The organism is Flavobacterium sp., from assembly GCF_044357305.1.
Classification (GTDB): Bacteria; Bacteroidota; Bacteroidia; order Flavobacteriales; family Flavobacteriaceae; genus Flavobacterium.
This window is the reverse complement of sequence record NZ_JBIKPS010000004.1, coordinates 77,547-91,917: the sequence shown is the minus strand read 5'-3', so window position 1 is coordinate 91,917 and position 14,371 is coordinate 77,547. Positions and strand designations below refer to the sequence as shown.

Genomic DNA, 14,371 nt, shown 5'->3' with positions numbered 1-14,371 from the left:
ATTGGCAAAAGTAGTCTTTGCGACTCTACGACTTTGCGAGAAATAAAATAAGGTATGAGCAATAATTCCATTGAGTTAAAAATTGAAAACAAGGTTGCGTGGATTTCACTCAACAGACCCGAAGTATTTAATAGTTTCAATCGTGAAATGGCATTGCTATTGCAAAAAACATTAGACGATTGCAATACGGATACTAATGTGCGTGCCATCGTAATCACTGGAAACGGAAAAGCTTTCTGTGCTGGACAAGATTTGAAAGAAGTCACTGATCCAGAACTAAATCCAGGTTTCAGAAAAATTCTAGAAGAACATTACAACCCAATAATCCAAAAAATAAGAACCATTGAAAAACCTATTGTTGCAGCCGTTAATGGCGTTGCTGCAGGAGCAGGGGCTAACATTGCTTTGGCTTGTGATATTGTGGTAGCAAATGAACATGCAAGTTTCATCCAAGCATTCAGTAAAATCGGATTAATACCAGATAGTGCAGGAACCTTCTTTCTGCCAAGATTAATCGGATTCCAAAAAGCATCAGCATTAATGATGTTAGGAGATAAAGTTACAGCAACAGAAGCATTGACTTTAGGAATGATATACAAATTATACCCGACTGCAATTTTTGAAGAAGAAGTAAAAATTCTTGTTGAAAATTTAGCGAAAATGCCAACTAAAGCATTAGGTTTAACCAAAAGATTGTTAAACCAATCTATGAACAATAATCTAGAACAACAATTAGCATTAGAAAGCGATTTGCAAATAGAAGCAAGCTCAACTAACGATTACAACGAAGGCGTAACCGCATTTGTAGAAAAAAGAAAACCAGAGTTTAAAGGGAATTAAATTTAAATGAACGATTTAAGTAATAGAATAGTTTCGCTTATAATTGACGCTAGAAGTAAAGTTGCTTCTTTTGCTAATTCGGCTATGGTTATAACTTACTTTGAAATTGGCAAAATGATTGTTGAGGAATTGCAAAATGGGGAGAAAAGAGCAGAATACGGTGCAAACCTTTTAAAAATTGTTTCAAATGATTTAACAAGCAAAAATTTAAAAGGATTTTCTGTGCCTAATTTGGAACGCATGCGTAATTTTTATGCAATGTATTCGATTTCTTCAAATGATTTGAGGAATTCAAAAGTTTTTCTAAATTCCTCAAACCACTTGAGGATTTCTGAAAACAATGATTTGGTTGTTAGAATTTTGTCAATAAGTTGGTCACACTACATGTTTTTGATGAGAATTGAGGATGAAAAAGAAAGACAATTCTACGAAGTGGAATCATTTTTAAATCATTGGAAATTAAAAGATTTAGAAAGACAATTTAATTCGGGATTATTCGAAAGAATAAGTTTAAGTAAGAACAAAGAGGAAGTTTTGCAAATTATTAAAAATGGGCAAGTTGTAGAAAATTTCAACGATATTTTAAAAGAACCTTTGATTTTGGAATTTTTAGGGTTAGAAGAAAAGGAATGTTATTCTGAAACGGATCTTGAAACTGCAATAATTAATCATATTGAAAAATTCATGTTGGAACTAGGGAAAGGATTTTTCTTTGGAGGAAGACAAGTTCGGTTTACATTTGAAGAAGAGCATTTTAGAGTTGACCTTGTTTTTTATAATAGATTATTGCAATGCTTCGTTTTAATAGATTTAAAAATCGGAAAATTAACCCATCAAGATTTAGGACAAATGCAAATGTATGTCAATTATTACGATAGATTTGTTAAGTCTGAAACAGAAAACCCAACAATAGGAGTTATACTTTGTAAAGACAAAAAGCAAGCATTAGTAGAAATAACTTTACCTGAAAATAACTCCCAAATTTATGCCTCAAAATATCAAACTATTTTGCCAAGTAAAGAAGATTTTCAACATATTTTAAATGATTATGAATAACATGAATATTTCAATAATAGGTTCCGGAACCATGGGAAGTGGCATTGCGCAAGTAGCCGCAACTGCTGGTTGTACAGTAAAATTATTCGATTTAAATCAAGAAGCATTAGCCAAAAGCAAAATTGCGTTGGAAACTACTTTGACCAAATTAGTAGAAAAAGAAAAAATAGATTCCATCGAAAAATCTCGAATCCTAAATAATATTTCTTACATCTACACTATAAAAGATTTATCCGATTCCGATTTGGTTATTGAGGCAATTGTTGAAAATTTAGAAGTCAAGCGAAAACTTTTTTCTGAATTAGAAAATTACGTCTCGCCAGAAACCATTTTAGCTTCCAATACTTCCTCTTTATCCATTGCTTCCATTGCCGCCTCTTGCCAAAAACCAGAACGCGTCATTGGAATTCACTTTTTTAATCCAGCCCCATTAATGCAATTGGTGGAAGTAATTCCAGCAGTACAAACAAGTGCCGAGGTTTTAGAAAAAACCATAAAAACTATTACCGATTGGAAAAAAACGGTAGCAGTTGCTAAAGACACACCAGGATTTATTGTAAATCGTGTGGCACGACCTTTTTACAGCGAAAGTTTACGCATTTATGAAGAAGGTGTAGCCGATTTTGCAACCATCGATTGGGCTCTAAAAACTATCGGAGGTTTCCGAATGGGACCCTTTGAATTAATGGATTTCATAGGAAACGACGTAAATTATACAGTCACTGAAACTGTTTTCACAGCATTTTATTTTGATCCAAAATTCAAACCTTCCTTCACCCAAAAAAGATTGGTAGAAGCCGGTTTTTTAGGAAGAAAATCAGGAAGAGGATTTTATTCCTATAATGTCATTGCTAGGAACGAAGCAAACCCAAAAGAAGATTCAGCGGTAGCAAAATATATATTCGATAGAGTAATCGTCATGCTCATCAACGAAGCAGCAGATACTTTCTTTTTAAATATAGCATCCGCCAAAGACATAGATAACGCCATGACCAAAGGAGTAAATTATCCAAAAGGATTACTCGCTTGGGCAGACGAACTCGGAATTCAATGGTGTGTCAATAAAATAGACGAATTATACAATGAATACCACGAAGATAGATATAGATGTAGTCCAATCTTAAGAAGAATGAATATAGAAAATAAATCTTTTTACTAAATAAACTTAGCGAACCTTGCGTAATACCTTGCGCTCTTTGCGGTTAAAACAAACAAATGGAAGGAACAAAAATACCTTATAAAATGCTCTCCCTTGACCCTTTCAGTCAATGGCTTGGCATAGAAATACTCGAATGCGAACTCGGAAATTGCAAAGTAGCAATGACCATCCGCAAAGAAATGCTCAACAGTATGGGGAAAGCGCATGGCGGAATCACCTACTCGTTGGCCGACACCGCATTTGGATTTTCAGTCAACACCAATGGCCGATTTGCCGTTTCTATTGAAACTTCCATCAACCATATTGAAGCACTTGAAGAAGGAGATTACATAGTAGCAGAAGCCAGTATAGAAAGTCTTAAAAACAAAGTTGGATTTTATATTATAGAAGTAAAAAAGGGAGATATGTTAGTAGCACTTTTCAAAGGAGTTGCCTATAGAACTTCTAAAGAATGGGAATAAAATTTAAAAAATAGAAGGTTAATTTAAATGAAAAGCAAAAAAATATTTTTCATACTCTTATTAATAAATAGTATATTAATTTTTGGACAGGATAAAAAGTCAAATAATCCTTCCAAGAAGTTAATAGTGGATATTTATTATTTAATAAGATCCGATAATTATTTAGAGGCAAATCAGAAAAATGATAGCCTCATGGCTATAGCAGTAAAGCAAAAAGACACAACATTAATTGCAGATTCTTATACTCTTAGCGGTATTATCTTCTCAGCAATTGGAAATTTCAGTGCTTCTGAGAATAAAATGAAACAGGCCTTGCAATTGTATAGCAAAACAAAGGATACTATAAATATTCTAACTACTAAGGCCAATTTATATAGATTAAAAAGATATAAAAACAGAAAATTAGTTCAAGATACGGTTATTAGTAATATAATAATCAAACTAAAAAACTTACATTCTCATAAATATTTTAAAATAAAAAAAGAGTATTTACAGTATTTATTTGAAGATGAAAAATTTCCCGAATTGGTTAAAAATGCCAATGAATGGCTTCAAGATTTTACTAATTTTAAATTTAATGATAATGAAGAAGAGTATAAAAAAGATTATATAAATAATGTGAAACCTGCATGTTTAGCATTAATGGCCTATGGCCTAATTGAAACCCAAAAATTTCAAGATGGAAATAAAATATTAAACCAATCACAAATTAAGAATTATCTCTACAGAAAAAGTAATGTTGATCAATTAGCACAAGACAAAGAAATTAGTGCATTTTGTTTTTACAAAACAAAATATTTCTTAAGTCAACAAACAAAATCTGATTCTTTAAAATATTATTTAAATAATTACAATAAATACAACAACCTATTTTATACTAATTTTCAGGATAAGTTCAGAACCACAACTACCAATTTTGTAGAAAATCAAAATAAAATAAAATTACTTTCTATTGAAAATCAAAAGAATAAAGACATAGCCGAAAAATCAAAGGTAATTTCCATTATTACTTTATTTTGTGTTTTTATCTTAATAATTTTAATTCTAATTTTATATAGAACCTTTGTCTTTAGAAAAAGAACCAACATAATTTTAGAAAACAAAAACAAAGAATTACTATCAATTGATAAAGAAAGAAATCGCTTCTTCTCTGTAGTAACACACGAATTGCGAACGCCAATTTATAGCATTAAAGGCCTTACGCATTTGTTATTAGAAGAATCTAAAAGTGATGACAACAAAGTAAAAGGATATCTAAAATCATTAAATTCATTAGGAGAACTCTTGTACTCATTAACCAATAACTTACTGTTATATGCAAAATTTAATTTAGGAGAGAGTAATGTAAGGCGAAATGAAATTACTTTGAGACAATTTATCAATAAAACTATTCAATCCATCGCTTTCGAAAATGAAATTATAATTGAAATAGATCAAGATGTTTGGGATTATGTAATTGTGGATAAAATTAAATTAAGTCAAATACTAATTAATTTAGTCAGTAACGCAATTAAATTTTCAAATAAAGAACCTATTAATTTAACAATTAAAAATATTTTTCAAGACGAAAACATCTGCCAATTAAAATTTAGCGTAAAAGATTCAGGCAAAGGAATTTCAATCGAAAAACAGAAAGCAATTTTTGAACCCTTTAATAAAAATGAAGATAACACATTAGATGTTGCAGGAACAGGGCTTGGGCTTTACATTGTAAAAAACATTCTAAAACTTTACGACTCTAAAATTCAAATACATTCTGAAATAGGTAAAGGCTCTGAATTTAGTTTCGAATTAATTTTAGAAAAATACCTAAAACCAGAAGAAGAAAAAGAATTCCCATTGGATGGATTAAAGATTTTAGTGGTAGACGACAATAAACTAAATTTAATGATTACAAAAAAAATAGTTGAAAGCGCCAATGCAATTTGTCAAACAACCAACAACGGTTTTGACGCCATTAATTTAACAAAAAACAACCAATTCGATTTGATTTTGATGGACGTGCACATGCCCAATATAGATGGGTTGGAAGCAACAAGACAAATTAGAAAATTCAATAAAAATATTCCAATAATTGCTTTAACAGCGGTAGATTTTGAAACCAACCATCAAACAATTTTAGAATCTGGAATGAATGATATAGTGTCAAAACCATTCACTAATAATTATTTATATGAACGAATAAGTTATTATTGCGAATGAAAAAAGCAAAGTATTTATCCGTAGTGAAGTCGATATTAGGAGCGAATGGCTCGGGCATTTTCAGTAATGGCAATTCCTGCTGCCTTTCCAAAGCTCGCCAAGATTGCTTCGTACCTCGCAATGACTGGCGAGGCTTTTCCCTTGCATCAGGGCTAAACAGTAAACGTATTGAATAGAAAATAAAATAATAAATAAATAATAGGTTCAAAGTTGTACCACCTACAACCCACAACCTACAACCCACAACCTAAAATGGAAGCATACATCATAGACGGAGTTCGAACTCCAATTGGAAGTTATCAAGGTACATTGTCAGCGGTTCGCGCCGATGATTTAGGAGCATTGGTAATCAAAACCGTAGTAGAAAATAATCCAAGCATTCCCAAAGACGCTTACGATGACGTAATTCTAGGCTGCGCCAACCAAGCCGGAGAAGATAACCGTAACGTAGCACGCATGTCGTTGCTACTTGCAGGATTGCCTTATACGGTTCCCGGAGAAACAGTAAACCGTTTGTGCAGTTCGGGATTGTCGGCAATTATTCATGCTAGTCGTGCTATTAAAGCAGGCGACGGACATGTTTTCATTGCAGGCGGAGTAGAAAACATGACCCGTGGCCCATTAGTAGTTTCCAAACCATCAACGGCTTATGGAACCGATAGCAAAATGTACGATTCTAGTTTTGGATGGCGTTTTACCAACCCCAAAATGCACGCCATGTTTGGCACCGATGCCATGGGAGAAACTGCCGAAAATTTAGTAGAAAAATACAACATTACACGCGAAGACCAAGATGCGTTTGCTTTGCACAGCCAACAAAAAGCAACCGCAGCACAAGCCTCAGGAAGACTAACCAAAGAAATAGTAACTGTGGAAATTCCACAACGAAAAGGAGATGCCATTCAATTTGCTAAAGATGAATTTGTAAAATCAAATTCATCCATGGAGGGTTTGTCCAAATTACGACCTGCCTTCAAAAAAGACGGAAGCGTAACGGCAGGAAATTCTTCAGGATTAAATGATGGTGCAGCCGCAACAATTATTGCCTCTGCAGAAGCAGTACAAAAATATAACTTGAAACCCTTGGCTCGAATAGTAAGTTCGGCAGTAGTTGGTGTAGAGCCAAGAATAATGGGAATAGGACCTGTGGAAGCCACTAAAAAAGCATTAGCAAAAGCAGGTTTAACCTTAGACCAAATAGACATTATCGAATTAAACGAAGCCTTTGCAGCACAAAGTATTGCTTGCATTCGCGAATTAGGATTGAAAGATAACGATCCAAGAATCAACCCAAATGGAGGAGCCATAGCAATAGGCCATCCACTGGGTGTTACTGGAGCAAGAATTATGTATTCCGCAGCATTAGAATTGCAATTAACCGGGAAACGATATGCATTAATCACCATGTGTATAGGAGTTGGTCAAGGGTATGCAGCAATTATTGAAAGAGTTTAACTCCTAACAGGATTTAAAAAAACCTATTAGGTTTGTAGTGTTATAATAATCTAACAATGAATTTAGAAAGTAACAAATATCAGAATCTAATTCACCAGATTGGCGAATTATTTCAGTCGGGAAGGCAAAGAGCCATTCAGTCTGTAAATACTGTTTTGGTACAAACCTATTGGGAAATAGGACATTATATTGTTGAATTTGAACAGCAAGGAAATGAACGTGCTGAGTATGGAACTCAATTATTTGAAAGGCTTTCTAAAGATTTGACATTGCAGTATGGTAAGGGATTCGGAAGATCTAACTTGCTTTATATGAGAAAATTATATCTTTCATTTCCAATAAGTGGGACACTGTCCCACTTATTGACCTGGAGTCATTATTATGAGATATTAAAAGCAAATACCAATTGTATCTTCCTAATAAAGAACAATTACAGGAACAACTAGAAAAGTTGATTTATGATTGATAACAAATACAAAAATGGAAACCTATCTAGCCCTGATGCAAGGGAAAAGCCTCGCCAGTCATTGCGAGGCACGAAGCAATCTTGGCGAGCTTTGGAAAGGCAGCAGGAAAATAGATTATAAATAAAGCCCAAGCCATTCGCTCATTATAACCAGAAAAAATCTGCGATAATCTGCGAAATCAGCGGGAAGAAAAACTGAAATAAATTTAAACAAAAATGGATTACAAATAAAGCCCAAGCCATTCGCTCATTATAACTAGAAAAAATCTGCGATAATCTGCGAAATCAGCGGGAATAAAATACTGATAAAATTCAGCTATATGAACAAAACACAACATTACGTACTTGGAAAATGGACTTCGGCAACTGGCGAAGGAAAAGCGTCTTATGATGCGGTAACAGGTGAATTCATTGCCGAAACCTCGGTGGAAGGATTGGATATTCCTGCTATTTTGCACTATGGAAGAACCAAAGGTGGCGAAAAAATTCGCAAAATGACCTTTCAAGAACGAGGTAATATGCTTAAAAGTTTGGCGATGTATTTGACCAAACGCAAAGAAACTTTTTATGAACTTAGTTACAGAACAGGTGCCACTCGTGTCGATTCTTGGATTGATATAGAGGGAGGTTTCGGGAATTTATACGCCAATGCGTCGTTGCGGAAATTGTTTCCAAACCAACCCTATCATGTAGAAGGCGACCCAATTGACTTGTCAAAAGGCGGTCGATTTATGGCGCACCATATTTTGGTTCCGAAAAAAGGAGTTGCGATTCATATCAATGCGTTCAATTTTCCAATATGGGGAATGCTTGAAAAATGTGCTGTAAACTGGATGGCCGGAATGCCAGCGGTAGTTTTACCAGCGCCTACAACGGCTTATTTAACCGAAGACGTGGTTAGAGAAATCATTGCGTCCAATATTTTGCCGGAAGGTGCTTTGCAATTAATTTGTGGTACTGCTAAAAATATTTTTGATACGGTGGAAAGCCAAGATGTAATTACGTTTACAGGTTCGGCTACCACCGGAAGATTGTTAAAATCGCATCCAAGAATTATCCAAGAATCGGTGCCATTTACTATGGAAGCCGACTCTTTAAACGCTTCCATTTTAGGAGAAGATGCTGTTCCTGGAACACCAGAATTTGATTTGTTCATCAACCAAGCCCGAAGCGAAATTACGGTTAAAGCTGGTCAGAAATGTACTGCTATTCGCCGAATGATTGTTCCAGAAAAATTAATAGATGAAGTGCAAACCGCACTTAGTAAAGCATTGGATAAAGTTGCTATTGGCGACCCACGATTGAAAGAAGTTCGAATGGGTGCTTTGGTAAACAAAGACCAAGTAAACGTTCTAAAAAGTAGAGTTGCCGAATTGTCTAAAACGGCCAAAATTGTTTATGGCGATTTAGAAAAAGTAACTCTAATTGGTGCCGATGCAAAAGGTGCTTTTGTAAACCCTGTTTTACTTCGGGAAGACCATCCTTTTACCAATTTAGCGGTGCATGAAACCGAAGCCTTTGGACCCGTTTCTACCCTAATGCCTTATAAAAATTTAGACGAAGCAATCGAATTAGCCCAAATGGGTAAAGGTTCGTTAGTGTCTTCTATAGTTACGAATTCTGACGAAATTGCTAAGGAATATGTAGTCAATGCTGCTTCCCATCACGGAAGAATTTTAGTGTTAAACAGAGAAAATGCCAAAGAGAGCACCGGTCACGGTTCGCCATTACCTTTGTTGGTTCATGGTGGTCCGGGTCGTGCTGGAGGTGGAGAAGAAATGGGCGGTGTTCGCGGTATCAAACATTATATGCAACGTTGCGCCATTCAAGGTTCGCCAACCACATTAACCGAAATCACGGGTATTTACCAACCGAATTCCAAATATAAAGAAATCACCCAACATCCGTTTCAATACCATTGGGAAGACATCCAACCCGGAATGTCATTGCGCACCCATAACAGAACGGTTACCGATACCGATATCATCAATTTTGCCAACATCACTTGGGATCATTTCTATGCGCATACTGATATTACTTCGCTTGATGGAAGTATTTTCAAGAAAAGAACGGCTCACGGTTACTTCATTTTGGCCGCTGCAGCAGGTTTGTTTGTGTATCCAAATAAAGGACCCGTTGCTGCCAATTATGGTTTGGAAGAATGTCGTTTCTTGCGTCCAATTTACCATAACGACACGGTTTATGTGCGCTTAACGTGCAAACAAAAAGTAGACAGAGATGTGGCTTCTGCTGAGCATCCAAGCGGCATCGTGAAATGGTTTGTTGAGGTTTTTGATACTGAAGACGAATTGGTTGCCGTGGCTACAATTTTGACAATGGTTCAGAAAAAACAAGAAGTTTTTGTGGAAATGACCGAAGATAAAATTCAAGAATGTTTGCATAAATTGACTGAAAATTCCAAGCCAAAATGGGGCATATTGACTCCACAGCATCTATTGGAACATTTGGAACATGGATACAAAATAATGTCTGGTGAAATTCAAGATTTCGAAATTGCAACTCCCGAAAAGATTTTAGATAAAGTGCACAATTCGTTATACAATTACGATAAATTTCCAATGGGAACCAATTTTCCAACAATGAAAAAAGGCGAGTTAGAAGATTTAATTCATCCTGATTTTGATACAGCAAAATCTAAATTTTTCGAAGCCAGAGAACACTATAAAGCATTTTTCAAAGAAAATCCAGAAGGCATATTAAAGAATTTGGTTTTCGGAGAAATGAATAAATACGCATCGTATCTTTTAGAACGAAAACATTTGAATCATCATTTTGAACAATTTGGAATAGTGTAGTTTTATTAGGAGCTAATCCCGCTTTACACTGCAATCTTTTCTTTTTTTAAAGAAAAAAAAGAAAAGGATTTCCGTTGCAATCGGGGCTAATCCACCAGTAATCGTAAGAGCTTAAAGTGAAATTCAGAGTTGTTTTGGAAACATAAGACTAAAAAATGGAGAACCAATTAAATAATTTTATTCTATACACAACACCATCAGGTGAAGTTCGTGTAGATGTTCTATTGGAAAATGAAACTGTTTGGCTTACACAAAAAGCGATGGCATTACTATTTGATTGTAGTGTCGATAATATTTCATTGCATTTAAAAAACATTGGCAAATCAGGAGAACTCGAACTAAAGTCAGTTACCGAGGAAATCTCGACAACTGCTTCTGACGGAAAAAAGTATCAAACAAAATTCTATAATCTCGATGCCATAATTTCAGTTGGCTATCGTGTAAATTCATCAAAAGCAACACAATTCAGAATTTGGGCAACACAAACATTAAAAGAATATATTGTTAAAGGTTTTGTTCTAGATGATAAGAGATTAAAGCAAGGACAAACCCTTTTTGGAAAAGATTATTTTAGAGAATTATTGCAAAGAGTTCGTTCTATTAGAACTAGCGAACGACGAATTTATCAACAAATAACCGATATTTTTGCTGAATGTAGTATCGATTATGATAAAAATTCAGAAATCACAAAATTGTTTTTTGCAACGGTTCAAAACAAATTTCATTATGCAATTACGGGAAACACTGCTGCTGAAATTATTTATAAAAAAGCCAATAATCAAAAAGAAAATATGGGATTAACCACTTGGAAAAATGCACCAGATGGTAGGGTTTTAAAGCAAGATGTAATTGTAGCAAAAAACTATTTGCAAGAAAAAGAAATAAAACAATTAGAAAGAACTGTTACTGGTTATTTCGATTATATAGAAGGATTAATTGAAAGACAAAATACCTTCACAATGGAGCAATTAGCAGAAAGTGTAACTAAATTTTTAACTTTCAATGATTATAAAATTCTAATAGGAAACGGAATAATTTCAAAATTATCTGCTGATAAAAAAGCCATTATTGAATATGAGATATTTAATAAAACACAAAAAATAATTTCAGATTTTGACAAAGAAATAAACAAATTAAAAAAATGAACGCATACGTAAAACAAAATATAGAGAATAACATCGCCACCATCGAGTTTTTTCATCCAGAACAAAACTCTTTGCCTAGTAGTATTTTGGCACAACTAGCCAATACCATTACCGAAGCGGGGAATAATCCCGAAGTGAAAGTCATCCTCCTAAAAAGCGGTGGTGAAAGAACGTTTTGCGCAGGAGCCAGTTTTCAAGAATTGATAGCAATTAACGATGCCGAAACTGGGAAAGTATTTTTCTCTGGATTTGCAAACGTTATCAACGCCATGCGAAAATGTCCGAAATTCATCTTAGGAAGAATTCAAGGAAAAACCGTTGGAGGCGGAGTAGGAATCGCCGCAGCAACCGATTATTGTATGGCTACCAAATTTGCAGCCATAAAATTATCGGAACTAAACGTCGGAATTGGACCATTTGTAGTTTCACCTGCTATCGAAAGAAAAATTGGAGTTTCTGCCGTGTCGCAAATTGCAATAGATGCCAACACATTTTATGAAGCAAATTGGGCAAAAGAAAAAGGTTTGTATGCCAATGTATATGAAAGCATCGAAGAATTGGATGAAGCAGTACAACAATTTGCGGAACATTTATGTACTTACAATCCAGAAGCCATGCTCGAAATGAAAAAAGTATTTTGGAGAGGCACCGAAGATTGGGATAATTTATTAGCCGAAAGAGCCGCTATCAGCGGAAGATTAGTGCTTTCTGATTTTACAAAAGAAATGTTGAAAAAATTTAAAGTTTAAAAAAGTTGTAGGTTGTAAGTTCTAGGTTTTAAAACCTACAACCTACAACCTACAACCTACAACCTAAAAAAATGGTATACGAATTCAAAGGGTTCATCCCTGTCATACACGAAAGTAGTTTCATCCATCCGCAAGCCGCGGTTACGGGTAATGTGATTATTGGAAAAAATGTATATGTTGGTCCTGGGGCTGCTATTCGTGGCGATTGGGGCGAAATCATCATTGAAGATGGTTGCAACGTACAAGAGAATTGCACCATTCACATGTTTCCTGGGAAGACAATGGTTTTAAAAGCCAGAGCACATATTGGTCACGGAGCGATTATTCACGGAGCCAATATTGGCGCCAATTCCCTTATCGGAATGAATGCCGTAATTATGGACGATGTAACTGTTGGCGATGAATGTATTGTTGGAGCGTTAAGTTTTATCAAAGCCGGAATGCAAATTCCAAACCGAAAAATGGTCGTTGGAAATCCAGCAACAATCATAAAAGACGTTTCTGACGACATGATCGATTGGAAAACCAAAGGAACCGCCTTGTACCAACAATTGCCGAAAGAATGTTATGAAACATTAAAAGCAGTCGAGCCATTGCGGGAAATTCCAGCGGATCGTCCAACGCAAGAAGCGTTTTACAAAACATTAGAAGAATTTAAGAAAAAGTAATCAGTGTTCAGTAATCAGTTAGCAACTGAACACTGAACACCGAACACTGAACACTATTTTTATGAGTATAATAGAATTCAAAATGCCCAAAATGGGTGAAAGTATTTCCGAAGCAACAATAATCAGTTGGTTGAAAAACGTTGGTGATTATGTGGAAGCCGAAGAAACTATTTTAGAAGTTGCTACCGATAAAGTCGATAGTGAAGTGCCTGCGCCAGTTTCTGGAATAATCACAGAAATCCGTTTTCATAAAGATGCTATCGTTGAAGTAGGAACTGTTTTGGCGTTGATCGAAGAAAAAGCAGGAAGCCAGAAGTTGGAAGTTGGAAGTAGAAAAACAGAAGAAGTTGCTAAATCGAATATTGTTGAGGTTCCACAAACTCGCAACTCGCAACTTGCAACTCGCAACTCTGACGCATTTATTTCTCCATTAATCATTTCCATTGCTCAAAAAGAAAATCTTTCTATTGAGGAATTACATACTATTCCAGGTTCGGGAGCAGAGGGGCGTTTGCAAAAAAGTGATGTTTTCAATTATTTGAAGGATAGAAAATACCCAATACAATCAAAACCTACAACCCAAAACCTACAACCTACAACTTCTTATCCGAAACCGAAAATCAATTTTGTAGAAGGCAAAGATCGAATTGTAGAAATGGATCGCATGCGCAAAATGATTGCGGATCACATGGTGTATTCCAAACAAACAGCGCCACACGTAACTTCGTATATTGAAGTGGATGTTACGAATTTGGTGAATTGGAGAAACGAAAATAAAGATAATTTTCAAGCGAAATATAACGAGAAACTTACGTTTACACCTGTTTTTGTTCAGGCTGTAGCGAAAGCAATTGTAGATTTTCCGTTGATTAATGTTTCTGTCGATGAGAAGAATATTATCGTACACAATGACATTCATATCGGAATGGCAACGGCTTTACCTAATGGAAATCTAATCGTTCCGGTGGTTCGAAATGCAAACAATAAAAATTTAGCAGCACTAGCAAAAGATGTTAATTATTTGGCAAATGCTTCTCGAAATAACAAATTAAAACCTGAAGAAATTCAAGGAAGTACTTTTACGATTTCCAATGTGGGAACCTTTGGAAGTTTGATGGGAACCCCAATTATCAACCAACCCGAAGTAGCCATTTTAGCACTCGGAATTATTAAGAAACGTCCCGAAGTGATTACTACTGAAATGGGCGACGAAATTGCCATTAGAAGCATGATGTACCTTTCTTTATCCTTTGACCACCGTGTAGTGGATGGATTTTTAGGAGGATCATTCTTAAGAAAAATAGGCGATTATTTAGAACAATTTAGCCCCCTAACCCCCGAAGGGGGAATTTAA

The 14,371-nt window shown here is 35.1% G+C and carries 12 protein-coding genes; all 12 read left to right on the top strand.

Annotation, left to right across the window (positions count from 1 at the left end):
* Positions 1–54 precede the first annotated feature (54 nt).
* The 12 genes from ACIQ2J_RS04755 to ACIQ2J_RS04700 all read left to right on the top strand — a co-directional run bounded on the left by ACIQ2J_RS04755 (position 55) and on the right by ACIQ2J_RS04700 (position 14,371).
* Complete coding sequence (locus ACIQ2J_RS04755; RefSeq protein WP_396167229.1) at positions 55–840, top strand: enoyl-CoA hydratase-related protein; 786 nt, start codon at positions 55–57, stop codon at positions 838–840.
* Positions 841–846: 6 nt separating this feature from the next.
* On the top strand, positions 847–1,896 hold the full coding sequence (locus tag ACIQ2J_RS04750; RefSeq protein WP_396167227.1) for a YhcG family protein: 1,050 nt from the start codon (positions 847–849) through the stop codon (positions 1,894–1,896).
* Between the two features lies 1 nt (position 1,897).
* The gene (locus ACIQ2J_RS04745) at positions 1,898–3,055 is read left to right on the top strand and encodes a 3-hydroxyacyl-CoA dehydrogenase NAD-binding domain-containing protein (protein WP_396167304.1); all 1,158 of its coding nucleotides are present in this window, start codon (positions 1,898–1,900) and stop codon (positions 3,053–3,055) included.
* Positions 3,056–3,111: 56 nt separating this feature from the next.
* Complete coding sequence (locus ACIQ2J_RS04740; RefSeq protein ID WP_396167225.1) at positions 3,112–3,516, top strand: PaaI family thioesterase; 405 nt, start codon at positions 3,112–3,114, stop codon at positions 3,514–3,516.
* 192 nt (positions 3,517–3,708) lie between these two features.
* Positions 3,709–5,718: a hybrid sensor histidine kinase/response regulator gene (locus tag ACIQ2J_RS04735; RefSeq protein WP_396167223.1), complete on the top strand. Its 2,010-nt coding sequence runs from the start codon at positions 3,709–3,711 to the stop codon at positions 5,716–5,718.
* Between the two features lie 252 nt (positions 5,719–5,970).
* Positions 5,971–7,173 carry a 3-oxoadipyl-CoA thiolase gene (gene pcaF / locus ACIQ2J_RS04730; RefSeq protein ID WP_396167221.1) on the top strand — a complete coding sequence of 401 codons (1,203 nt, stop codon included), beginning with the start codon at positions 5,971–5,973 and terminating at the stop codon, positions 7,171–7,173.
* Positions 7,174–7,229: 56 nt separating this feature from the next.
* Positions 7,230–7,619 (top strand): DUF1016 N-terminal domain-containing protein, encoded by a 390-nt coding sequence (locus ACIQ2J_RS04725; protein WP_396167220.1) that lies wholly within the window; start codon positions 7,230–7,232, stop codon positions 7,617–7,619.
* 340 nt (positions 7,620–7,959) lie between these two features.
* The gene (gene paaZ / locus ACIQ2J_RS04720; RefSeq protein WP_396167219.1) at positions 7,960–10,455 is read left to right on the top strand and encodes a phenylacetic acid degradation bifunctional protein PaaZ; all 2,496 of its coding nucleotides are present in this window, start codon (positions 7,960–7,962) and stop codon (positions 10,453–10,455) included.
* Positions 10,456–10,610: 155 nt separating this feature from the next.
* Entirely contained in the window at positions 10,611–11,600 is a 990-nt protein-coding gene (locus ACIQ2J_RS04715) for a virulence RhuM family protein (protein WP_396167218.1), read from the top strand.
* Entirely contained in the window at positions 11,597–12,349 is a 753-nt protein-coding gene (locus ACIQ2J_RS04710; protein WP_396167217.1) for an enoyl-CoA hydratase/isomerase family protein, read from the top strand. The genes ACIQ2J_RS04715 and ACIQ2J_RS04710 overlap by 4 nt, the downstream gene beginning before the upstream one ends.
* A 71-nt stretch (positions 12,350–12,420) precedes the next feature.
* Positions 12,421–13,017, top strand: a complete 597-nt coding sequence (locus tag ACIQ2J_RS04705) for a transferase hexapeptide repeat family protein (protein WP_396167216.1) — start codon at positions 12,421–12,423, stop codon at positions 13,015–13,017.
* A 61-nt stretch (positions 13,018–13,078) separates the two neighbouring features.
* Positions 13,079–14,371, top strand: a complete 1,293-nt coding sequence (locus ACIQ2J_RS04700) for a dihydrolipoamide acetyltransferase family protein (protein ID WP_396167215.1) — start codon at positions 13,079–13,081, stop codon at positions 14,369–14,371.